The sequence below is a fragment of the Burkholderia humptydooensis genome (assembly GCF_001513745.1).
GTDB lineage: Bacteria > Pseudomonadota > Gammaproteobacteria > Burkholderiales > Burkholderiaceae > Burkholderia > Burkholderia humptydooensis.
On sequence record NZ_CP013382.1, the window covers coordinates 524,309 to 546,405 of the forward strand.

A 22,097-nucleotide genomic window follows, 5' to 3' on the forward strand; every position below is an offset into this window, starting at 1 on the left:
CGAATCGCGCATCGAAAATCGCAATACGGCAGGCGTGAGCGGGCCCGTCGGCGTCGCGCAGTGCGTGAAGCCGATGAGGCGTGTGCACGATGGGCGAGCGGCGGCCGCAAGCCGGCAATCGCCATGCGCGCGATGAAAAATGATTCCGCTTGCTCGAACACGAACGCGCGGCGCAGCGGGGATGGTCGAGCGCGCGCGCGACGATGCGGCAGGCCGCTGCGCCGGTCAGGCGTCAGCGCTGGCGTTCGGAGCGAACAGCGTCAGGAGGAGAGGCGCTACGGCAGCAGCGAGGCGACTTCGTCGATGTGCACGGCGATGTAGCCGCGTGCGGAGACGGCGTTGTGACGTCGCACGGAGCGACGGGACAGGATGGTGAATACGGACGGAAGCAGGCGAGGAACAAGCGCGCCGCTGCTGCCGTCGGAGAGGGCGACGTCATGCGGGATGCTCGCCGCATGTCTTCGATCCCACCTTACCAGAGGGCCACGGACTCTCACGATTACACTCGACTGGTGACGTTGAAAGTTTTGAGCACCCCGGTTCATCGAACGCATCCGGCGTTTAATCAATCGGGGCATCGGTCCGGCGGCAGGATCGTCAACGCGATGTAAATTTCGGATACCGTCTGAAATGCACCGCAACATGACGATGACATGACGCCGACCTGTGGATCAGCATATACGAGCCAAAAACGGCGTCAAATATTTTTCAAAAATACGAAGCGATGCGTTTTTCTCGGTGAAGGGCCGTTATCCTGCGTAAACGGAAGCGTGCGGCGGCGTGCAATATTTCGAACGCCTTGCAGGGTTTTCCCGGGCAGAAAACGGCTGAAAGTGATTAGAATATTCGACACTCGTGCCACGCAATCGTCGGTCGTCGACGCTCAACAATCGTGTCGGAATCCCTATCGATGTCCACTGAAGTCGCCACTCGTCTGCGCCACGTGCGCATGAAGTACGGCCTGTCGCAACGCGAGCTCGCGAAGCGCGCGGGCGTCACGAACGGCACCATCTCGCTGATCGAGCAGAACCGCGTCAGTCCTTCGGTAGGATCGCTGAAGAAATTGCTCGAATGCATTCCGATGAGCCTCGCGGAGTTCTTCACGTTCGAGGTCGGCGAGAATCGCTCCGTCGTCTCGCGGCGCGCCGGGATGCCGAATCTCGGCAACGAGACGATCGGCTTCTATCTGGCGGGCTCGGGCGTCAAGGACCGCAACATGTGCATCATGCGCGAGGTCTATCGGCCGCTTGCCGACACCGGGCCGGAAATGCTCACGCATGCGGGGCACGAGGGCGGCGTGGTCGTATCGGGGCAGATCGAGCTGACCGTCGACGGCACGACGTGGCTGCTCGACCCCGGAGACAGCTATTACTTCGAGAGCCGCTTGCCGCACCGTTTTCGCAATCCCAGCGCGGAACAGATCTGCGAGGTCGTGTCGGCGAATTCGCCGCCCACCTTCTGACGACGCGCCAACGCGATTCGCCGCCGACCGCGCGCCGCGGGCACGCAGCGCCGCTATGTCACGCATGGCCCAGACGTCACGACGCGCGGCGAATCCCACTCCATGAGGCTATTCCGATGGACAAGACCACTTTGGCTTATTGGCAGGACAAGGCCGCGACGCTCGCGATCGAGGGGCGCGCATTCATCGACGGCGCGTATCGCGGCGCGCACGGCGGCAAGACGTTCGATTGCGTGAGCCCGATCGACGGCCGCGTGCTCGCGAAGGTCGCCGACTGCGGCGCGGACGACGTCGACGCGGCGGTGGCCGCCGCCCGGCGCGCGTTCGACGAACAGGCGTGGGCGGGGCTGAACCCGCGCGAGCGCAAGGCGATCCTGCTGCGCTGGGCGGCGCTGATGCGCGCGCATCTCGACGAGCTGTCGCTGCTCGAGACGCTCGATGCGGGCAAGCCGATCGGCGACACGACGACGGTCGACGTGCCGGGCGCCGCGTACTGCGTCGAGTGGTTCGCGGAGGCGATCGACAAGGTCGGCGGCGAAGTGGTGCCGGCCGATCATCATCTCGTCGGCCTCGTCACGCGCGAGCCGCTCGGCGTGGTCGCCGCGGTCGTGCCGTGGAATTTCCCGATCCTGATGGCATCGTGGAAGTTCGGGCCGGCGCTCGCCGCGGGCAACAGCGTCGTGCTCAAGCCGTCGGAGAAATCGCCGCTCACGGCGATCAGGGTCGCGCAGCTCGCGCACGAAGCGGGGATTCCGGCCGGCGTGTTCAACGTCGTGCCGGGCGGCGGGGAGCCTGGCAAGCTGCTCGCGCTGCATCGCGACGTCGACTGTCTCGCGTTCACGGGCTCGACGGGCGTCGGCAAGCTGATCATGCAGTATGCGGGGCAATCGAACCTGAAGCGCGTGTGGCTGGAGCTCGGCGGGAAATCGCCGAACATCGTGCTGCCCGACTGCCCGGATCTCGACCGCGCGGCGAAGGCGGCGGCGGGCGCGATCTTCTACAACATGGGCGAGATGTGCACGGCGGGCTCGCGCCTGCTCGTGCATCGCGACATCAAGGACGCGTTTCTCGCAAAGCTCGTCGCCGCGGCGCGCGCATACAAGCCCGGCAATCCGCTCGATCCGGACGTATCGATGGGCGCGATCGTCGACGCGATCCAGCTCGAGCGCGTGCTCGGCTATATCGAGACGGGCCGCGCCGAAGCGAAGCTGTTGCTCGGCGGCGCGCGCGTGAACGAAGCGAGCGGCGGCTTCTACATCGAGCCGACCGTGTTCGACACGGCGCCCGACACGAAGATCGCGCGCGAGGAAATCTTCGGGCCGGTGCTGTCGGTGATCACATTCGATTCGGTCGACGAAGCGGTGAGGATCGCGAACGACAGCGAATACGGGCTCGGCGCAGCCGTGTGGACCGCGAACCTGACGACCGCGCACGACGTCGCGCGCCGGCTGCGCGCGGGCACCGTCTGGGTCAACTGCTACGACGAAGGGGGCGACATGAACTTCCCGTTCGGCGGCTACAAGCAATCGGGCAACGGCCGCGACAAGTCGTTGCACGCACTGGAGAAGTACACCGAGCTGAAGTCGACGCTCGTGCGGCTGCGCTAAAGGATTCGCAAGCCAGCGCGGCGGCGCGCGCGCAACGCGTCGCCGCGTTCCCAATGAATCCGGCCGCCGGCCTGCTCGCCTCTTTTTCGGGAGCCGCATCGCGAGCGGGCCGGTCCCTCCATCGGGTCATTCCATGAATGAAACGCTCCACGGCGACGGCGCGATCCGCCGTCCATCCGTCTACGGTTCCTCGATCGAAAACACTTACGCGGGCGTGCTGTCGTTCATGCGACGCAACTACACGCGCGATCTCGGCGGCGTCGACGTCGTCGTGTCCGGCGTGCCGCTCGACCTCGCGACGACGTTCCGCTCCGGCGCGCGCCTGGGCCCCGCCGCGGTGCGCGCGGCGAGCGTGCAGCTTGCCGAACTGCATCCGTATCCCTGGGGATTCGATCCGTTCGACGATCTCGCGGTGATCGACTACGGCGACTGCTGGTTCGACGCGCACAATCCGCTCTCGATCAAGCCCGCGATCGTCGAGCACGCGCGGGCGATCCTGCAATCGGGCGCGAAGATGCTGACGTTGGGCGGCGATCACTACATCACGTATCCGCTGCTGGTCGCGCATGCGCAGAAGGTCGGCAAGCCGCTGTCGCTGATTCATTTCGATGCGCATTGCGACACATGGGCCGACGACGAGCCGGACAGCCTCAATCACGGCACGATGTTCTACAAGGCGGTCGACGAGGGGCTGATCGATCCGCGGACGTCGGTGCAGATCGGCATCCGCACGTGGAACGACGACTATCTCGGCATCGACGTGCTCGACGCCGCGTGGGTGCACGAGCACGGGCCGCGCGCGACTGCCGGGCGCATCGCGTCGATCGTCGGCGGCGGGCCCGCGTATCTGACGTTCGACATCGACTGCCTCGATCCCGCGTTCGCGCCGGGCACGGGCACGCCGGTCGCGGGCGGGCTGTCGTCCGCGCAGGCGCTCGCGATCGTGCGCGGTCTCGGCGGCGTGAACCTGATCGGCGCGGATGTCGTCGAGGTCGCGCCGGCTTACGACCACAGCGAGATCACCGCGATCGCGGCCGCGCATGTCGCGTGCGATCTGCTGTGCCTGTGGCGGCAGCGCAAGGTGGGCGCGCGCTGACGGGCCGTGTCGGCGGGCCCTTGCTTGCGCACGCGCGGCGAGGGCCGCGCCGGCGGCGGACCGGCCGAACCCGACGCCGCGGCCAATGCGTTTTCCCCGATAAGTTTGTGCGAATCCGTTATTGGAGCGTTTGGGCGCGCGTTTCTATACTCGACACCTGATTGGCACTCACCGAGCCCGAGTGCCAACGACTTCGATAAGGAAACGTGAGCATGAGCCTACGTCCGCTACACGATCGCGTCATCGTCAAGCGACTCGATCAGGAAACCAAGACCGCATCCGGCATCGTGATTCCCGACAGCGCGGCCGAAAAGCCCGATCAGGGCGAGATCGTCGCGGTCGGCCCCGGCCGGCGCGACGCCGACGGCAAGCGCGTCGAGCCCGACGTGAAGGTCGGCGAGCGCGTGCTGTTCGGCAAGTACGCCGGGCAGTCCGTGAAGGTCGACGGCAACGAACTGCTGGTGCTGCGCGAGGAAGACATCGTCGCAGTCGTTCATTCCTGATCCGATACCGATCCGATAAGGAGCGCCGAATCATGGCAGCGAAAGAAATCATTTTTCACGACGGCGCGCGCACGAAGCTCGTCGAAGGCGTCAATCTGCTCGCGAACGCAGTGAAGGTCACGCTCGGCCCGAAAGGCCGCAATGTCGTGCTCGAGCGCAGCTTCGGCTCGCCCGTCGTCACGAAGGACGGCGTGTCGGTCGCGAAGGAAATCGAGCTTGCGGACAAAGTGCAGAACATCGGCGCGCAACTCGTGAAGGAGGTCGCGTCGAAGACGAGCGACGCGGCGGGCGACGGCACGACGACCGCGACCGTGCTCGCGCAGGCGATCGTGCGCGAAGGACAGAAGTACGTCGCCGCGGGCCTGAATCCGCTCGATCTGAAGCGCGGCATCGACAAGGCGGTGGCCGCCGCGGTCGACGAGCTGAAGAAGATCAGCAAGCCGACGACGACGAGCAGGGAGATCGCGCAGGTCGCGACGATCTCGGCGAACGGCGAGGAATCGATCGGCCAGCGGATCGCCGAGGCGATCGACCGCGTCGGCAAGGAAGGCGTGATCACCGTCGAGGACGGCAAGTCGCTTGCCGACGAGCTCGACGTGGTCGAAGGGCTGCAGTTCGATCGCGGCTACCTGTCGCCGTACTTCATCAACAATCCCGACCGCCAGCTCGCGGTGCTCGACGAGCCGTTCATCCTGCTGCACGACAAGAAGATCTCGAACATTCGCGATCTGCTGCCGGTGCTCGAGCAGGTCGCGAAGGCGGGCCGGCCGCTTCTCATCATCGCGGAGGACGTCGAGGGCGAAGCGCTCGCGACGCTCGTCGTCAACAACATCCGCGGCATCCTGAAGACCGTCGCGGTCAAGGCGCCGGGCTTCGGCGACCGCCGCAAGGCGCTGCTCGAGGACATCGCGATCCTTGCGGGCGGCCAGGTGATCGCCGAGGAAACGGGCCTCACGCTCGAAAAGGCGACGCTGCAGGAGCTCGGCCGCGCGAAGCGCATCGAGGTCGGCAAGGAGAGCACGACGCTGATCGACGGCGCGGGCGACAAGGCGAACATCGAGGCGCGCGTGAAGCAGATCCGCGCGCAGATCGCCGATGCGACGTCCGACTACGATCGCGAGAAGCTGCAGGAGCGCGTCGCGAAGCTCGCGGGCGGCGTCGCGGTGATCAAGGTCGGCGGCGCGACCGAAGTCGAGGTCAAGGAGAAGAAGGACCGCGTGGACGACGCGCTGCACGCGACGCGCGCGGCTGTCGAGGAAGGCATCGTGCCGGGCGGCGGCGTCGCGCTGATTCGCGTGAAGCAGGCGATCGCGGAGCTCGCGGGCGCGAATGCCGATCAGAAGGCGGGCATCAGCATCGTGTTGCGCGCGCTCGAGGAGCCGCTGCGCCAGATCGTCGCGAACGCGGGCGAGGAGGCGAGCGTCGTCGTCGCGACGGTCGCGGCCGGCAAGGGCAACTACGGCTACAACGCGGCGACGGGCGAATACGGCGACCTCGTCGAATCGGGCGTGCTCGATCCGACGAAGGTCACGCGCACCGCGCTGCAGAACGCGGCGTCGATCGCGGGCCTGCTGCTGACGACCGATGCGACGGTTCACGAAGCGCCGAAGGACGCGCCGCCCGCCCCGCCGGCGGGCGTGCCGGGCGCGGGCGGTCCGGGCTTCGACTTCTGAGCGTGAGCGTGTAGCGCAGGCGTGGATGGCGAAGCGTCATACGGCGAACCGAAGCGCCCTCGCGCGGCGGGCGTCGAACGGTCCGTTCGACGCCCGCCGCGCCCCGTTTATTTCCATCGCTCATAAGCGTCCAACGAAACGTTGGTTCGTCTGCCGTCGCGAAGCCGTTACCGTAATGCGATTACCATCGCATTCGACCAACACGACACGACCGGGGACGCCGCGCATGCGCTCGCATACGGACAAGATCATTCACTGGCTGCTGTCGAGCCTCGAGCCCGTCAGCTCGATCTTCCACGTCGGCCAATATTGCGGCGATGGCTGGCGCGCGTCGACGGCCGGACGCGCGAAGGCGAGCTTCCACGTGGTGCTGGACGGCCGCTGCTGGCTGCATTTCGGCGACGGCCGCGCGAGCGTGCCGCTCGCCGAAGGCGACGCGATATTCCTGATGCGCGACGTTCCGCACGCGCTGACTTCCGAGCCGACGCCGCCCGCCCGCGCGCGCGACGCCGCGCGCGCGACGCCTTCGGCGATGCAACGCTTCGAGCCCGGCGTGCCGGGTGCGGTCGGCCTCGCGTGCGGCTTTCTCGCGTTCCGCAGCGGCGCGAGCGACTGGATCGCGTCGTATCTGCCCGATTGCCTCGTCGTGCGGCGCGGCAGCGCGGCGGCCGGGCAGATCCACGCGATCGTCGGCCTGATTCGCGCGGAGGCCGCGAAGCCCGGCTCGTTCGACGAGCCGTCGCCGTTGATCGCGCGTTTGACCGAGCTGCTGTTCTTCTACGCGGTGCGCGACGCGGTGGACGACGATTCGCTCGCGAGCGGCCTTGCGCCGCTGATGCGCCGCGCCGATTTCGCGAGCCTGATCGCGGCCGTCATCGATCGGCCCGGCGAGCCGTGGACGACCGATGCGATGGCGGCGTTCGCGCACATGTCGCGCGCGGCGTTCTACAAGCGCTTCGTCGACGCATGCGGGCAGCCGCCCGCGCAATTCGTCACGCTGATCCGGATGAGGATCGCGGCCGAGATGCTGCGACAGGGCGAGGCGATCGCGCGCGTCGCGCAATGGGTCGGCTATCAGTCGGAATCGGCGTTCGCGCATGCGTTCAAGCGGATCGTCGGCCTGCAGCCGGGCGCGTACCGGCGCGGGCAGGCCGATGCCCCGCTGCGCGGCGGCGCTGTCGCGCGCGCGCCGGGAGCGAACGCGGCGCTGCATTGAGCGCTTCGCCGCCGCGCTCGCTGCTTCGCATGCGTGGACGAATTCGCAGCACTCGCAGACTTTCGCGCATTGCCCGCCGATCACGCGCTTCGGACAATGAGGCATTCCACCAGGAGCCTCAGATGAGCCGCCTTCCTCTTCTCACGCCGAGCGACGCGCCCGAAGCGATCGTGCCGTATCTGACCCGGACGCTGAACCACAACGGCTTCCTGCCGAACCTCGTCGCATCGCTCGCGAATGCGCCCACGGCGCTCGAAACGTATCTGACCGTCGCCGAGATCAACGGCCGCAGCGGCCTTGCGCTCGCGGAGCGCGAGGCGGTGCAGATCACGGCTGCCGCGACGCACGGCTGCGGCTTTTGCGTCGCCGGGCATACCGCGGTCGCGCTGAAGAAGGCGCACGTGCCGCAGCGGGACGTCGACGCGCTGCGCGCGGGCGAGCCGCCCGCCGATGCGCGCCTCGCGGCCGTCGCGACGTTCACGCGCGCGGTGATCGCGACGCGCGGCGCGGTTGGCGACGCGCAGCTCGACGCGTTTATCGCGGCGGGCTTCACGCGCGCGAACGCGCTCGAGGTCGTGCTCGGCGTGAGTCTCGCGACGCTCTGCAATTTCGCGAACAACCTCGCGCAGAACGAACTGAATCCTGAACTGGCCGCCTACCGATGGGAACCTCGCACGCAAACCGCCTGACCCGGATCGCACTCGATCCGGCATTGACCGAATGGCTCGACGCGCACGCGGCGTCGCTCGACATATCGACCGAAACGAAGCAGCAGCTCATGCCGCGCCTGGCGGCCGCGGGCGCTTTCCGCGCGGGCGTGCCCGAGCGCGACGGCGCGGCGGGCGACGTCGTCGACGCGGTCGCGACGATCGCCGCGCTCGCGCGCCATTCGCTGACGGCCGCATTCGTGTGCTGGGCGCAGCGCACCTTCATCGAATATCTGCTGCGCAGCCCGAATGCCGAGCTGCGCGCGAGCTGGCTGCCGGCGCTGCTGAGCGGCGAAGCGGCGGGCGCGACCGGCCTGTCGAACGCGATGAAGCACCTTCAGGGGATCGAATCGCTGCAGCTCGACGCGACGCCCGATCCTTCGTCTTCCGAAGCATGGCGGCTGAACGGCGCGCTGCCGTGGGTGACGAACGTGCGCCCGGGCGGCGCGCTCGTCGCGGTCGCGGCCGCGCACGAAGGGCGCGCCGCGTCGATCTTCGCGGTGCGCGACGATGCGCCCGGCGTCGCGAGAAGCGGCGACCTCGATCTGATCGCGCTGCGTGGCAGCAACACGGCGGCGCTGCGCTTCGACGACGTCGCGCTCGACGCGCGCTGGCGCATCCACGACGATGCGCACGCGTTCCTGCCCGCCGTGCGTCCCGCGTTCCTCGCGATGCAATGCGCGATGGCGATCGGGCTCGCGAGCCGCTCGCTCGACGAGGCGCGCTGCTCGGCGGGCGCCACGCGGCGCATTCTCGACGCGGAAATCGCCGCCGCGAGCGACGCGCTCGACGCGAACGTCGAGCGGCTCGTCGCCGGCCTGCGCGACGGCGCGTTCGGCGCGCAGCGCGCACGGCTCTTTGAGATCCGGATCGCGCTTGCCGAGCTCGCGCAGACGGCCGTGCAGCTCGAGCTGCAGGCGAGCGGCGGCCGCGCCTACGTGCGGCGCGACGGCGCGGACAACGGCTTCGAGCGCCGCTGGCGCGAGGCCGCGTTCGTGCCGGTCGTCACGCCGAGCCTCGTGCAGTTGAAGAGCGAGCTCGCGAAACACGCGGCGCGAGACGCCGCATGAGCTCGCCACGCCTCGACGCTCGCGCGCTGACGTTCGGCTACGGCGCGGCGCGGCCGCCCGTGCTCGACCGCTTCGATCTCGCCGTGGGCGAGGGCGAGCGGGTCGCGGTGCTGGGCGCGAGCGGCGCGGGCAAATCGAGCCTGTTGCGCGTGCTGGCCGGCCTGCGCGAGCCCGCGTCCGGCTCGGTCGAGATCGCGGGCCGCCCTCTCGACGGGCCGCATCCGCACGTCGTGCTGATGTTCCAGGAAGCGAGCCTGCTGCCGTGGCTGTCGGTCGAGCGCAACGTCGCATTCGGGCTCGACTTCAAGCGGCAGCCGCGCCTGTCGCGCGACGAACGCGCGCGCCGCGTCGCGTGGGCGATCGACGAAGTCGGGCTCGCGCACGCGCGCGGCCACGCTCCGGCGCAACTGTCGGGCGGAATGGCGCAGCGGGTCGCGCTCGCGCGCGCGATCGCGCGGCAGCCGCAGGTGCTGCTGCTCGACGAGCCGTTTGGCGCGCTCGACGCCGCGACGCGCATGGACATGCAGGACCTGCTGCTGCGCGTCGTCGCCGACACGTGCGCGGCGACCGTGCTCGTCACGCACGACATCGACGAAGCGCTGCGCGTCGCCGACCGGATCGTGCTGCTCGACGGGCGCGGCGGGACCGCGGGCGTGTGGTCGATTGCGCCGCGCGACGCGGCGCTCGAGCGCATCGCTTCGCTGCGCACCGAGATCCACCGCACGTTGCGCGCGCTGCGCGACGCACCGGAAGCCGCGGGGCGCGCGCGTGCGAGCGATGCGCATCACGCCGCCTGATTTTTTCATTCGAGGAACCAACCGACGATGTGCGAAGTACCGATCACCCGCCGCGAATGGCTGAAGCTCGCCGCGCTGTTCACGAGCGCGGCGGCGACGCCGCTGCTTGCGCAACGCGCGGCGCGCGCGGCGACGGAGCCCGACGCGCCGGTGCGCATCGGTTATCTGCCGATCACCGACGCCGCACCGCTCCTCGTCGCGCATCACAACGGCTATTTCGACGCGGCGGGCGTCGCGGCCGAGAAGCCGCGGCTGTTGCGAAGCTGGGCGCAGCTCGTCGAGGCGTTCCTGTCCGGGCAGGTCAACGTCGTGCATCTGCTGTCGCCGATGACGGTGTGGGCGCGCTACGGCAGCGGCGTGCCGGCGAAGGTCGTCGCGTGGAATCACGTGAACGGCTCGGCGCTGACGGTCGCGCCCGCGATCGACGAGGTCCGCGGGCTCGGCGGCAAGACCGTCGCGGTGCCGTTCTGGTATTCGATCCACAACGTCGTGCTGCAGCATCTGCTGCGCGAGAACGGGCTCGCGCCGGCGCTCAAGCGCACGGGCAACGTAGCGGCGAACGAAGTGAACCTCGTCGTGATGGCGCCCGCCGACATGCCGCCCGCGCTCGCGACCGGACAGATCGCGGGCTACATCGTCGCGGAGCCGTTCAACGCGGCCGTCGAGCTGATGAAGATCGGCAAGATCCTGCGCTTCACCGGCGACGTATGGAAGAACCATGCATGTTGCGTCGTGTTCATGCACGAGCAGGATCTGAACGCGCGGCCGCAGTGGTCGCAGAAGGTCGTCGACGCGATCGTGAAGGCGCAGCTCTGGGCGCGCACGCATCCGGACGAAACCACGCGGCTGCTGTCGAAGGAGGGCGCGCAGCATTACACGCCGCATCCGGTGCAGACGCTGTCGCGCGTGCTCGCGCCGTCGGCGGCGCTCGACGCCGATTACCGCGCGCGCGGCGCGATCCGGCATGCGGACTGGCGCGAGAAGCGGATCGATTTCCAGCCGTATCCGTTCCCGAGCTACACCGAAGAGCTCGTGCGGCGCCTGAAGCGCACCGCAATGGACGGCGATGCGCGCTTCCTCGAGCGGCTCGATCCGGCGCGCGCCGCGAGCGAGCTCGTCGATGCGCGGTTTGTCAGAAAGAGCATCGCGGCCGTCGGCGGCCTGGCGGCGTTCGGGCTGCCCGAATCGTTCACGCGCGAGGAGACGATCGTTGTCTGACGCATCGATTCGGCGCGCGCCGGCGCGCGGCGGCGCGCTCGCTCATCGCGAGCACGGGGCGGCGCCGCGGGTTGCCGCGGTCTCCGCCGATGCCCGCGGCCCATCGCTCGCGCGCGGGCTGCGCGATGCGGCGATCGGGGCCGCGGGCATCGCCGGCGCGATCGCGCTCTGGTGGGCGGCGACGCACTGGCTCGTCGGCCCGCAATCGCCCGCCCGGCTGTTCGCGCCGGAGCGCGCGCTCGACAGCGTGCCCGCGCTGCTGCGCGACGAGCGCCTCGGCATGCACGTGCGCGTGAGCGTCATGCGCGTCGCGACGGGCCTTGGCGTCGCGCTCGCGCTCGGCGTGCCGCTCGGGCTGCTGATCGGGCGCGTGAAATGGCTCGACGCGCTGCTGTCGCCGACGTTCCAGTTGCTACGGATGATCTCGCCGCTGTCGTGGATGCCGGTCGCGGTGATGTCGTTCGGCATCGGCGAGCGCTCGATCTGCTTTTTGCTCGCGTTCGCCGCGCTCTGGCCGATCCTGATGAGCACGGCGTCCGGCGTTGCGCAGATCGACCGGCGCTGGCTCGAGCTCGGCGAGAGCCTCGCCGCGACGCGCGACGAGCTCGCGTGGCACGTCGTGCTGCCGGCGATCACCGCGTCGGTGCTGGGCGGTATGCGGCTCGCGATCGGCGTGCTGTGGATCGTGCTCGTGCCGGCCGAGATGCTCGGCGTGAGTGCGGGGCTCGGCTATCTGGTGCTCGATACGCGCGACCGGCTCGCGTATCCGGAACTCGCGGCGGTGATCGTCGTGATCGGCGTGATCGGGCTCGCGCTCGATGCGCTCGCGCGGGCCGCGCTCGCCCGCTGGACGAGCGCGAGCGGTTGATGCGGCGCAATACGCGGCGTGGCGGCTCGGCGGGACGCGTGATCGCGCAGTGATGTGCCGCAGCGCCGATGCGCCGGCGCATCAACCGTCGTGCCGGCCGCGCATGGCGCGCGCCCATCGTGTGCGGCCGGTTCCGCGTCAGCCCGACGAAGCCTCCGAAGGCGCGGGCTGCGCCGACGCCGGCAGCCCGAACAGGCGATCGAATGCGAGATTGAACGCGAACGTGTACGCGAGGAAGAAGGCGATCAGGCCCAGATCCAGCACGAACGCCTGCCACAGCGAAACGTCGAGCCACCACGCGAACAGCGGCACCAGCATGACGACCAGCCCGGCCTCGAAACCGGCCGCGTGCGCGACGCGGCGCAGCAGGCCGCGGCCCCGCCGGGTCTGGCGGGTTTCCCACCATTCGAACGCGGTGTTGTAGGCCAGATTCCAGACCACCGCGATCGCCGAAGAAGCGACCGCCGCGATGCTCGCGTGCGTCGGGGCCTGGCCGGTGAGCAGCGAAAATCCGGTCGTGGTGATCGCGATGGCGATCAGCTCGAAGCATGTGACGTAGACGATTTTTCTCTTGAACCCTTGCATGGCGGAGTGTGGAACCGGGGATGTCGGATAGGCCGTGTTCGACGTGGAGTCGAGGTCGGCGCGAATGATCTGACGAAGCGATCGAGACAGAGAATACCGAATTCGGCGCGCGATTGCCTTCCGGCCGTGCGCCGCACGCATGTTGCGCAGCGGCAAGCATCTTGCTTCCCTGGTTGTCCGGTTGCTCCTTGCGCGGCAGCGCGGCCTTCCGTTTCATTGACCCGGCCGTAGTTTCATGCGATCGCCGCGCGCCGCCGATTGCGGCGAAATGGCTGCTGCGGTATGGTCGTCGCATGCGGCGACGCGCCGCTCTCGGCCGCCACATTCGCGGCTATAGTGTCGAGCCCGATCATCCACGCGCATTGCCGTAGAGAGGCTGTTCATGGCGACCATCTCAACCGAGTTCCATCTCGCTCCCCAACAATTCTCGATCGACGTGCTGCTGGAAAAATATGCGAAGGGCGACGAGCAGACAGTCGACGACATCTACCGTCGCGTCGCGCGCGGCATCGCGCAGGCGGAGCCGCCCGAATTGCGCGACGAGATCGAGGCGCGCTTCGTCGAGCATCTGCAGCGCGGCGCGCTCGGCGCGGGCCGGATCATGAGCGCGGCGGGCAGCCCGATCGCGGCGACGCTGATCAACTGCTTCGTGCAGCCGGTCGGCGACTGCATCCAGGGCGTCGACGAGCGCGGGCTGCCCGGCATCTACGTCGCGCTGCTGCAGGCGGCGGAGACGATGCGGCGCGGCGGCGGGGTCGGCTACAACTTCTCGGCGATCCGGCCGCGCGGCGCATACGTGCATTCGACGGGCTCGAGCGCGTCCGGGCCGTGCAGCTACATCGATGTGTTCGACGCGTCGTGCCGCACGGTCGAGAGCGCGGGCGCGCGGCGCGGCGCGCAGATGGCGGTGCTCGATTGCGATCATCCGGACCTGCTCGAATTCATCGAGGCGAAGCATTCGAAGGGGCGCTGGAACAACTTCAACATCTCGGTCGCGGTGACCGACGCGTTCATGAACGCGGTCGAGCAGGACCTGCCGTGGCAGCTCGTGCATCGCGCGGAGCCGTCCCCCGCGCTGCGCGCGGCGGGCGATCTGCGTCGGCGCGACGATGGAATGTGGGTCTACGCGGAAAGGCGCGCGCGTGCGATCTGGGACAAGATCATGCGCTCGACGTACGATGTCGCCGAGCCGGGCGTCGTGTTCATCTCGAAGATGAACGACGACAACAACCTGCGCGCGATCGAGTCGATTCGTGCGACGAATCCGTGCGGCGAGCAGCCGCTGCCCGCGTATGGCTGCTGCAATCTCGGGCCGCTGAACCTCACGCGCTTCGTGATCGATCCGTTCGCGCAGTTGGACGGCGGCGCAAGCGCGTTCGACTGGGACGCGCTCGCCGAGCGCACGCGCACGCAGGTGCGCTTTCTCGACGACGTGCTCGACGTGACGCTCTGGCCGCTGCTGGAGCAGCGCCGCGAAGCGGAGCAGAAGCGGCGGATCGGCATCGGCTTCACGGGCCTCGGCGACGCGCTCGTGATGCTCGGCCTGCGTTACGACACGCAGGAAGGGCGCGATTTCGCCGCGCGCGTCGGGCGCGAGATGCGCGACGCCGCGTATCGCGCGTCGGTCGAGCTCGCGCGCGAGCGCGGCGCGTTTGCCCTCTTCGACGCGAGCCGGTATCTGGAGGAAGGCACGTTCGCGTCGCGGCTGCCGGACGACATTCAGGAGGCGATTCGCCGCGACGGCATCCGCAACAGCCATCTGCTGTCGATCGCGCCGACGGGCACCGTGAGCCTTGCGTTCGCGGACAACGCGTCGAACGGCATCGAGCCCGCGTTCTCGTGGACGTATCAGCGCACGAAGATCATGGCGGACGGCAGCCGGCAGACGTTCGCGGTGGAGGATTACGCGTACCGGCTGTATCGCGAGCTGGGCGGCGACGTCGACGCGCTGCCCGACTGTTTCGTCAGCGCGCTGCAGATGTCCGCGCACGACCACCTCGCGATGATGGCGGCCGTGCAGCCGTACATTGACACGTCGATCTCGAAGACGGTCAACGTGCCCGCCGACTATCCGTTCGACGATTTCGAGAGCCTTTACTTCGACGCATGGAAGAGCGGGCTGAAGGGGCTCGCGACGTATCGCCCGAACGAGACGCTCGGCGCGGTGCTCCACACGTCCGAGCCCGACGACACGCTCGAGGAGGCGGATCTCGATCCGCTGCGCATCGCGATCGACCACCGGCCGAAGGGGGAGCTGCCGGCGGTGATCGAGAAGGTCGAATACCTGACGCAGCTCGGCAAGAAGTCGCTGTATGTCGCGGTGTCGTTCATGGAGGTGACGGGGCGCATCGGCGGCGACGAAGTGACGATCGAGCGGCCGATCGAGTTCTTCATTCCGGTCGGCCAGCGCGACGAATCGCAGCAATGGATCACGGCGACGATGCGCTCGCTGTCGCTCGCCGCGCGCGGCGGCTTCGTCGCGCGCAATCTGCAGGATCTGCGCAAGGTGTCGTGGGACCGCGGGCAGGTGCGGCTCGGCGAGACGCAGCGGCTCGACGGCCGGCGCATTCCGCTGTGGCACGATTCCGAAGTCGCCGCGCTCAGCTATGCGATCCAGCAGATCCTGCATCGCCGCGGCTTTCTCGACGCGGAGGGCAACCAGGTGCCGTCGCGGCTGCTCGCGAAACTGCCGCGCGGCGGCGCGGATTTGCATGCGGTTGCCGCAATGCTCGCGGCCGAGACCGGGGCGGCGAGCGGCGAAAGCGATGACGAGACGGCCGCGGCGTCGCACAGCGCCGGCGAGTTGCGCACGATGTTCGGCCGCAAATGCAATTCGTGCGGCGCGAACGCAGTGATTCGCAAGGACGGCTGCGATTTCTGCACTGCGTGCGGCGAGATCGGCGCGTGTGGTTGAGCGGTTGAGCGGTCGTCCGCTCGTGCGCGCGCCGGCGACGAAGCCGGCGGCGCGCGCCCATCAGCCTTTCCAATCCCGCCTTCTTTCCTTCCGCTCGATTCCTCGCATCCATACGGGCCATGCCCGCTTGCGCCATCGTGCACGCCGGGCGACGGATGGCGTGACGCTGCCGCGCGCGACTCGCCGATCCGGCGATATACATCGCGGCATGCCGAACAGAGTCCGAATCACGCCGCCGTCGCATATGGCCGAAATCCGATTCAATGCGGGAAATTGAAAATGGCGGTTTAAAAATATGGCGGGATTTATTTTCATATCTGAAATGTCAAGGGGTCCGCGAGAATCAGGCTGAAAATATTTATGCCGCATAAAACGATGTTGCCGATCCTTTTGATTAGGCGGCGAAAATCATGGAAAAGCGGAGGGTTCGGGGCTCAGATGGAGTTGGGTTGAATAACCAACTGTTTATGGCGGGGTATTCAGAAAGCGCTTTATTTTTTTGAAATTTGTTTTTAACATTGCGCGCTCAACATGAGCCGGAAATTGTTTTTAATGAAAGCCGATTCATTGGACATGGTTCAATGAATTGAAACGATGCATTCCGGAGCGGTAACGATCTGAATCAGACGGGCCCGACATTCCCATTCGGGCGCTCTCGGCGAATCGCGGTTCCGGCGCGCGTCGTCCGACTTGCGCTGCGCCGAATCATCCTGGTTTCTCAGTCAACCTCTCGCGAGCACTGACGATGGACAACTTTTGCCGCACGAATCTGCCTGCAACGACCGATCTGCCGGAGTTCGTCTTCGAGTTGCCGGGCCTGCAGTATCCGGAGCGCATCAACTGCGCGGCGGCGCTGCTCGACGACGCCGTGACCCGGCGAGGCTGGGGCGAGCGCGTCGCGATTCGCACCGAGTGCGGCGCCGCGTGGTCGTATCGCGAACTGTTCGAGCTGAGCAACCGGATCGCGAACCTGCTCGTGCGCGACGGCGGGCTCGTGCCGGGCAACCGGGTGCTGCTGCACGGAACCAATCACCCGTTCCTCGCCGCCGCGTGGTTCGCGGTTGTCAAGGCGGGCGGCGTCGCGGTGACGACGATGCCGCTGCTGCGCGCGGGCGAGCTGTCGAAAGTCATCGCGCAGGCGAAGGTCTCGCACGCGCTCTGCGAAGCGTCGGTATCCGCCGAATTGCGCGCCGCGATGGCGGTGGTGCCCGGCGTGGGGTTCATCCGGTGCTACGGCACGGACGAGGAAGACGCGGCCGCGTTCGAGCGGCTGATGCGCGAATACCCGGCGACGTTCGACCCGGTCGACGCGCGCGCCGACGATCCTTGCATCGTCGCGTTCACGTCGGGCACGACCGGGCGTCCGAAGGCGACCGTGCATTTCCATCGCGACGTGATGGCGATCTGCCATTGCTTCCCGCAGCACGTGCTGAAGCCGAACGCCGACGACGTGTTCTGCGGCTCGCCGCCGCTCGCGTTCACGTTCGGGCTCGGCGCGCTGCTGCTGTTTCCGCTGAGCGTCGGCGCGAGCGTCGTGCTGTTGCAGCGGGCGAAGCCGGAGCGGCTGCTCGCCGCGATCGGCGCGCATCGCGTGAGCATCCTGTTCACCGCGCCGGCCGCGTATCGGGCGATGCTCGACGGCATCGGCGATCACGACATCTCCAGCCTGCGCAAATGCGTGTGCGCGGGCGAGGCGCTGCCGGTGCCGACGCGCAACGCGTGGCTCGCGCGCACGGGCATTCGCATCATCGACGGCATCGGCGCGACCGAAATGCTGCACATCTTCGCGTCCGCGGACGACATGCAGGCGAAGGAAGGCGCGATCGGCAAGGCGGTGCCCGGCTACCGGCTCGCGATCCTCGACGAGCGCGGCGAGCGCCTGCCGCCCTATCACGTCGGCCGTCTCGCGGTGCAGGGGCCGACCGGCTGCCGCTACCTGAGCGACGCGCGCCAGCGCGACTACGTGCGGCACGGGTGGAACCTGACGGGCGACGCCGCCTATCTCGACGAGGACGGCTACCTGTTCTATCAGTCGCGCGCCGACGATCTGATCATCAGCCTCGGCTACACCATTTCGCCCGCCGAGGTGGAGGAGGCGGTGCTGAGCCACGCGGACGTGCTCGAGTGCGGCGTCGTCGGCGCGCCCGACGGGCGCGGCGGCACGCTCGTATGCGCGCACGTCGTGCTGAGGCCCGGCGTGTGCGGCTCAGACGCGCTGACGGCGGCGTTGCAGCAGCACGTGAAGGCGCGGATCGCGCCGTACAAGTATCCGCGGCGCATCGAGTATCGCGCGGCCGGTCTGCCGCGCAACGAAGCCGGCAAGTTGCAGCGCTTCAAGCTGCGGCAGGCGGCCGCCGACGACGTACAGGCGGCCTGACGGCATCGCCCAACCCATTCGACATCGAGGCGACATGAAAATACTGGGAGCGGGTATTGCAATACCGGACGGCGCGGCGCACGCGCTGGCATTTGCGAACGACTATGCGCTCAAGGCGGCGCGGCAGGCGCTTTCGAAAGCGCGCTGCCTGCCTTCGGAGCTCGATCTGATCGTCAGCCTGTCGGTTTCGCCGAACCGGATGGCGGACGCGGCGGGCATCGCGGGGCCGCGGCTCGCGCATCCGGTGCAGCGTGATCTGCGCGCGGCCAACGCAGCCGTGTTCGATCTGCTCGACGCCGACTGGACGCTCGCGCTCGATCTCGTGCAGAGCCATTGCCGGCAGCTCGGCTACCGCCGCGCGCTCGTCGTGAAGGCCGAGGCGCTCGCCGACGTCGACGGCGCCGAATCGGGCGGCCATGCGGACGGCGCGGGCGCGATCGTGCTCTCGCCCGGCCGCGGCGACCGCTACCACGCGAGCTACGCGGATCTCGACGCGCCGAGCCTCGCGACGCTGGCCGGCGTGTCCGCGCGGCATGCGCACGAGACGGGCGTCGTCGCGCGCTTCGACGGCGGCTTCGATCCGGCGGCGGGGCGCTTTCGCGCCGTGCCGCGCAATGCGGACGCGGCCGTGCGCGAGGTCGTCGGCGACGTGCGAAGCAGGATCGACGCGCCGGTATCCGAACTGTTCCGTGAATCCTGGGTGTGCGGCTGGCTCGCGGACGACGCAGGCCTCGCGAGCGGGGCGCAAGCCGACGTGATCGACTTGATCGATGGCGACGCCGGCGTTCCCGCCGCGTTCCAGCTTCCCGCGTGGCTCGCGACCCGCGCGGGCGCGCGCGGCGACGCGCGGGTCGTCGCCGCGCTGACGCTCAACGCGTTCAAGCCCCGCATCGCATGCATCGCAATGGAGGTCTGATGTCCTACAACGTTCGCATGGCCAGTCTCGCGTGCAATCTGCCGTCGCGCCTGCTGCGCAACGACGATGCCGCCTTCGATGAAGTCGAGCCGATCCCGTCCGAGTGGTGGCAGTTCTGGGGCATCGAGTCGCGCTACGTGATCGATCCGCACGCGGGCGAATCCGAGTTCGCGATGGCCGAGCGCACCGCGCGCCAGGCGCTCGCGCGCGCGGGCGTCGACGCGGCCGAACTCGATCTCGTGCTGTTCAACATCACGTCGCCGTTCGTCACCGCCGCCGACGGCGCGAGGCGTTTCGCGCCGCGGCTGTCGCGCGCGCTGCGCGATCGGCTCGGCGCGAAACGCGCGCTCGATGCCGACGTCGAAATGGAATGCGCGAGCTTCGTGCTGCAAATGCAGCTCGCGACGAACCTGATCAAGCAGGGGCGCGTGAAGCGCGCGCTCGTGTGCTCGTCCGAGCGGATGTCGGCGGTCGTCGATTACGCGAGCAAATCGTCGACGACGTTCGGCGACGGCGCGGCGGCGGCCGTGCTCGTCGCCGACGCGCACGATCCGCACGGCGCCGACTGGCTGAACGCCGTCTACCGCAGCGACGCGACGCACTACGCTCTCGCGACGATGCAATGGCGCTACCCGAAGCCCGCAGCGGATCGCGACGACGCCGAGCGCCAGGCCGAGCGCTTCGGCGCGTATTTCACGCTGAAGCCCGAGGCGCAGGAGCAGATCGCGCGCTTCATGCCCGAGGCGATTCCCGACATCGTCGAGCGTCTGCTGCGCAAGACCGGCTTGCGCACGGACGATATCGACGCGATGGTGTTCCATCAGCCGTCGGAGATTCTCGTGCGCGCGTGGGCGCAGCGCCTCGGCCTCGCGCCGGATCAATACGTGATTCGCCTGGCCGATTGCGCGTGCCTCGTGTCGGCCGCGGTGCCGCTCGCGCTTTACGAATCGATTCGCCGCGGCGTCGTGAAGCCGGGCTCGCAAGTGGTGATCGCGGGCGCGGGCGCCGGCTGGGGCTTCGGCGCGCAGCTATGGCGCTGGGGCGAGACGGCCGTGACCGACGCGGGCTCGACGCTCGATGCGACGGAGCGCGAACATGCGGCATAACCTGGAGATCGCCGGGCTCGGCCACGCGCTGCCGGAGCGGATCGTCGGCAACGACGAAGTCGCGCGCGTCATCGATACGAGCGACGCGTTCATCCGCACGCGCACCGGCGTGCGGCATCGCCGCTACCTCGCGCCCGGCCGGCAGCTCGCGGATCTCGCGTGCCCGGCCGCCGAGCGCGCGATGGCCGACGCGGGCGTCGCGCCCGCCGACATCGATCTGCTGATCGTCAACACGCTGTCGCCCGATCATCACGATCCGTCGCAGGCGTGCTACATGCAGCCGCGGCTCGGGCTGCGCGAGATTCCGTGCTTCGACATCCGCGCGCAATGCAGCGGCGCGCTGTACGGGCTCGAGATCGCGCGGCACTTCGTTGCGAGCGGCCTGTATCGCAACGTGCTGCTGATCTGCGCGGAAGCGCTGTCGCGGCGGATCGACACGAGCAACGCGGGCCGCAACCTGTCGATCCTGCTGAGCGACGGCGCGGCCGCGATGGTGCTGCGCGCGCAGCCCGACGCGACGCGCGGCCTCATCGATCTGTCGCTCGGCGCGGACGGCACGCAGTTCGATCTGCTGCAGACGGAAGCGCCGGGCGCGAAGCGGCCGAACTTCATCGATGCCGACGACATCGCGGCGGGCCGCCACTGCTTCCGGATGCGCGGCGCCGAGATGTTCGAGGACGCGACGCGCCGCATCGTCGGCGCGTGCCGGCAGATGCTGGACAAGCACCGGCTCGCGCTCGGCGACATCGGGCTCGTCGTGCCGCATCAGCCGAACCTGCGGATCATCGACGCGGTGGTCGAGCAACTCGGCCTGCCGCGCGAGCGCTGCATGATTTCCGTCGAGGATCTCGGCAACATGGCGAGCGCCGCGTTTCCGGTCGCGCTCGCGCTCGCGCGCGAGCAGGGGCGGATGCCGGCCGGCCAACTGAACCTGCTCGTGACCTACGGCGCGGGCTCGACCTGGGCGTGCGCGCTCTATCGGAGCTGAAGGAGCCGAACGACATGCAGCACAGCACTCCAGGCTGGATCGACTCGCAGCTCGCCATCGTCGGCACCGAGGACGTGCCGCTGTACGTGGTCGTCAACGACGAAGCCGCGACGCTCGTCGAAGGCGGGCTGAGCGGCATGACCGAGCTCGTGTGGCGGCAGCTTCACGCCCTGCTGAGCGACTACGGCGGCATCCGGCATCTGCGCTACTGGCTGATCACGCATTCGCACTACGACCATTGCAGCCTGCTCGGCACGCTCGCGCCGCGCATGCCGTGGCTGCACATCGTCGGCTCGCCCGATACGGCCGACGCGCTGCAGAGCCCGTCCGCGTGCCGAACGATCAGGATGCTCGACGCTCAGGCGTCCGTCGCGTGGGAGCCGGTCGCCGAGGCCGAGCTCGCCGACCTGTCGGACATTCCGCTGTATCCGCTCAATCCGGGCAGGGCGCTCGACATCGGCGAAGGGATGCGGATGCGCGCGATCGCGCTGCCGGGCCACAGCGCATGCCTGCTCGGCTATCACTGCCCGCAGCTCGATCTGCTGTTCGTGTCGGACGCCCTCGGCGAATACCACGCGCCGACGCAATGGCTGCCGCTCGTGTTCCAGGATCTGCCCGCCTACCGGCGGTCGCTCGACGCGATCGAGCAGCAGCACGCGTCGCGGATCGCGCTCGGCCATTACGGCGTCGTCGGCGGCGGCGTCGCGCGGCACGCGGTCCGGCATGCGCGCGACGGTCTTGCCGCGCGCAGCGACGAAGCGCGCGCCGCGCGCGGCGACACGAATGCGACGCGCGCGCTCGCGCGGCAATGGACCGAGCGCTACGCGGCGCGCAGCGCGAAAGTGGTGCCGCGCGCGCTGCATCTGAAGAGCATGGAGCGAATGATCGACCTGTTCCAGCGCGCCGCGTAGGCGCGCGCGCCGGCGCGGGCGACGCCCGCGCCGAACGCCCCACCGGCCGGCTCACGTCGGATCGTCGGCGCCGGCCGCCGAAC

Annotated in this window: 19 protein-coding genes; 17 read left to right on the plus strand and 2 right to left on the minus strand. The window is 68.7% G+C overall.

Annotation, left to right across the window (positions count from 1 at the left end; all coding sequences use genetic code 11):
- Positions 1 to 275 precede the first annotated feature (275 nt).
- Positions 276 to 479 carry a hypothetical protein gene (locus tag AQ610_RS37560; protein WP_230479360.1) on the minus strand — a complete coding sequence of 68 codons (204 nt, stop codon included), beginning with the start codon at positions 477 to 479 and terminating at the stop codon, positions 276 to 278.
- Between the two features lie 431 nt (positions 480 to 910).
- Here AQ610_RS37560 and AQ610_RS21665 point away from each other — a divergent pair, with 431 nt between their 5' ends.
- From AQ610_RS21665 to AQ610_RS21715, 11 genes are all read left to right on the plus strand, one after another.
- Entirely contained in the window at positions 911 to 1,462 is a 552-nt protein-coding gene (locus AQ610_RS21665) for a cupin domain-containing protein (RefSeq protein WP_043283060.1), read from the plus strand.
- A 116-nt stretch (positions 1,463 to 1,578) separates the two neighbouring features.
- Complete coding sequence (locus AQ610_RS21670; protein ID WP_009914407.1) at positions 1,579 to 3,069, plus strand: aldehyde dehydrogenase; 1,491 nt, start codon at positions 1,579 to 1,581, stop codon at positions 3,067 to 3,069.
- Positions 3,070 to 3,202: 133 nt separating this feature from the next.
- Positions 3,203 to 4,165 carry an agmatinase gene (gene speB, locus AQ610_RS21675; RefSeq protein WP_006028532.1) on the plus strand — a complete coding sequence of 321 codons (963 nt, stop codon included), beginning with the start codon at positions 3,203 to 3,205 and terminating at the stop codon, positions 4,163 to 4,165.
- A gap of 212 nt (positions 4,166 to 4,377) precedes the next feature.
- The gene (groES, locus tag AQ610_RS21680) at positions 4,378 to 4,668 is read left to right on the plus strand and encodes a co-chaperone GroES (RefSeq protein ID WP_004525505.1); all 291 of its coding nucleotides are present in this window, start codon (positions 4,378 to 4,380) and stop codon (positions 4,666 to 4,668) included.
- A 32-nt stretch (positions 4,669 to 4,700) separates the two neighbouring features.
- The gene (groL, locus tag AQ610_RS21685) at positions 4,701 to 6,341 is read left to right on the plus strand and encodes a chaperonin GroEL (RefSeq protein ID WP_006028534.1); all 1,641 of its coding nucleotides are present in this window, start codon (positions 4,701 to 4,703) and stop codon (positions 6,339 to 6,341) included.
- A gap of 226 nt (positions 6,342 to 6,567) precedes the next feature.
- A complete protein-coding gene (locus AQ610_RS21690) occupies positions 6,568 to 7,557 on the plus strand; it encodes an AraC family transcriptional regulator (protein WP_006028535.1) in 990 nt (329 codons plus the stop codon).
- A 122-nt stretch (positions 7,558 to 7,679) separates the two neighbouring features.
- Positions 7,680 to 8,246, plus strand: coding sequence for a carboxymuconolactone decarboxylase family protein (locus AQ610_RS21695; protein WP_006028536.1), 567 nt, complete (start codon positions 7,680 to 7,682; stop codon positions 8,244 to 8,246).
- On the plus strand, positions 8,219 to 9,334 hold the full coding sequence (locus AQ610_RS21700) for an acyl-CoA dehydrogenase family protein (RefSeq protein WP_006028537.1): 1,116 nt from the start codon (positions 8,219 to 8,221) through the stop codon (positions 9,332 to 9,334). The genes AQ610_RS21695 and AQ610_RS21700 overlap by 28 nt, the downstream gene beginning before the upstream one ends.
- On the plus strand, positions 9,331 to 10,131 hold the full coding sequence (locus tag AQ610_RS21705) for an ABC transporter ATP-binding protein (protein WP_006028538.1): 801 nt from the start codon (positions 9,331 to 9,333) through the stop codon (positions 10,129 to 10,131). Before AQ610_RS21700 ends, AQ610_RS21705 begins: the two co-directional genes overlap by 4 nt.
- Before the next feature lie 27 nt (positions 10,132 to 10,158).
- On the plus strand, positions 10,159 to 11,349 hold the full coding sequence (locus AQ610_RS21710) for an ABC transporter substrate-binding protein (protein ID WP_006028539.1): 1,191 nt from the start codon (positions 10,159 to 10,161) through the stop codon (positions 11,347 to 11,349).
- A complete protein-coding gene (locus tag AQ610_RS21715; protein ID WP_006028540.1) occupies positions 11,342 to 12,217 on the plus strand; it encodes an ABC transporter permease in 876 nt (291 codons plus the stop codon). The genes AQ610_RS21710 and AQ610_RS21715 overlap by 8 nt, the downstream gene beginning before the upstream one ends.
- A gap of 138 nt (positions 12,218 to 12,355) precedes the next feature.
- On the opposite strand, the gene AQ610_RS21720 is transcribed toward AQ610_RS21715, so the two are convergent.
- A complete protein-coding gene (locus AQ610_RS21720; RefSeq protein ID WP_006028541.1) occupies positions 12,356 to 12,802 on the minus strand; it encodes a PACE efflux transporter in 447 nt (148 codons plus the stop codon).
- Between the two features lie 382 nt (positions 12,803 to 13,184).
- On the opposite strand from AQ610_RS21720, the gene AQ610_RS21725 reads away from it, so the two are divergent.
- The 6 genes from AQ610_RS21725 (at position 13,185) to AQ610_RS21750 (ending at position 22,014) form a co-directional block, all read left to right on the plus strand.
- Complete coding sequence (locus AQ610_RS21725) at positions 13,185 to 15,716, plus strand: adenosylcobalamin-dependent ribonucleoside-diphosphate reductase (RefSeq protein ID WP_006028542.1); 2,532 nt, start codon at positions 13,185 to 13,187, stop codon at positions 15,714 to 15,716.
- Positions 15,717 to 16,461: 745 nt separating this feature from the next.
- Positions 16,462 to 18,093 carry an AMP-binding protein gene (locus AQ610_RS21730; RefSeq protein WP_006028543.1) on the plus strand — a complete coding sequence of 544 codons (1,632 nt, stop codon included), beginning with the start codon at positions 16,462 to 16,464 and terminating at the stop codon, positions 18,091 to 18,093.
- A gap of 34 nt (positions 18,094 to 18,127) precedes the next feature.
- A complete protein-coding gene (locus AQ610_RS21735; protein WP_006028544.1) occupies positions 18,128 to 19,009 on the plus strand; it encodes a beta-ketoacyl-[acyl-carrier-protein] synthase family protein in 882 nt (293 codons plus the stop codon).
- Positions 19,009 to 20,115 (plus strand): 3-oxoacyl-ACP synthase III family protein, encoded by a 1,107-nt coding sequence (locus AQ610_RS21740; protein ID WP_006028545.1) that lies wholly within the window; start codon positions 19,009 to 19,011, stop codon positions 20,113 to 20,115. The genes AQ610_RS21735 and AQ610_RS21740 overlap by 1 nt, the downstream gene beginning before the upstream one ends.
- A complete protein-coding gene (locus tag AQ610_RS21745; protein WP_009914413.1) occupies positions 20,105 to 21,103 on the plus strand; it encodes a ketoacyl-ACP synthase III in 999 nt (332 codons plus the stop codon). The genes AQ610_RS21740 and AQ610_RS21745 overlap by 11 nt, the downstream gene beginning before the upstream one ends.
- A 14-nt stretch (positions 21,104 to 21,117) precedes the next feature.
- Entirely contained in the window at positions 21,118 to 22,014 is an 897-nt protein-coding gene (locus AQ610_RS21750) for an MBL fold metallo-hydrolase (protein ID WP_043283061.1), read from the plus strand.
- Positions 22,015 to 22,097 lie beyond the last annotated feature (83 nt).

Coding starts and splice junctions, on each gene's coding strand:
- AQ610_RS21665 (WP_043283060.1), top strand. CDS start 911: ATGTCCACTGAAGTCGCCACTCGTCTGCGCCACGTGCGCATGAAGTAC.
- AQ610_RS21670 (WP_009914407.1), top strand. CDS start 1,579: ATGGACAAGACCACTTTGGCTTATTGGCAGGACAAGGCCGCGACGCTC.
- speB (WP_006028532.1), top strand. CDS start 3,203: ATGAATGAAACGCTCCACGGCGACGGCGCGATCCGCCGTCCATCCGTC.
- groES (WP_004525505.1), top strand. CDS start 4,378: ATGAGCCTACGTCCGCTACACGATCGCGTCATCGTCAAGCGACTCGAT.
- groL (WP_006028534.1), top strand. CDS start 4,701: ATGGCAGCGAAAGAAATCATTTTTCACGACGGCGCGCGCACGAAGCTC.
- AQ610_RS21690 (WP_006028535.1), top strand. CDS start 6,568: ATGCGCTCGCATACGGACAAGATCATTCACTGGCTGCTGTCGAGCCTC.
- AQ610_RS21695 (WP_006028536.1), top strand. CDS start 7,680: ATGAGCCGCCTTCCTCTTCTCACGCCGAGCGACGCGCCCGAAGCGATC.
- AQ610_RS21700 (WP_006028537.1), top strand. CDS start 8,219: ATGGGAACCTCGCACGCAAACCGCCTGACCCGGATCGCACTCGATCCG.
- AQ610_RS21705 (WP_006028538.1), top strand. CDS start 9,331: ATGAGCTCGCCACGCCTCGACGCTCGCGCGCTGACGTTCGGCTACGGC.
- AQ610_RS21710 (WP_006028539.1), top strand. CDS start 10,159: ATGTGCGAAGTACCGATCACCCGCCGCGAATGGCTGAAGCTCGCCGCG.
- AQ610_RS21720 (WP_006028541.1), bottom strand. CDS start 12,802: ATGCAAGGGTTCAAGAGAAAAATCGTCTACGTCACATGCTTCGAGCTG.
- AQ610_RS21725 (WP_006028542.1), top strand. CDS start 13,185: ATGGCGACCATCTCAACCGAGTTCCATCTCGCTCCCCAACAATTCTCG.
- AQ610_RS21730 (WP_006028543.1), top strand. CDS start 16,462: ATGGACAACTTTTGCCGCACGAATCTGCCTGCAACGACCGATCTGCCG.
- AQ610_RS21735 (WP_006028544.1), top strand. CDS start 18,128: ATGAAAATACTGGGAGCGGGTATTGCAATACCGGACGGCGCGGCGCAC.
- AQ610_RS21740 (WP_006028545.1), top strand. CDS start 19,009: ATGTCCTACAACGTTCGCATGGCCAGTCTCGCGTGCAATCTGCCGTCG.
- AQ610_RS21745 (WP_009914413.1), top strand. CDS start 20,105: ATGCGGCATAACCTGGAGATCGCCGGGCTCGGCCACGCGCTGCCGGAG.
- AQ610_RS21750 (WP_043283061.1), top strand. CDS start 21,118: ATGCAGCACAGCACTCCAGGCTGGATCGACTCGCAGCTCGCCATCGTC.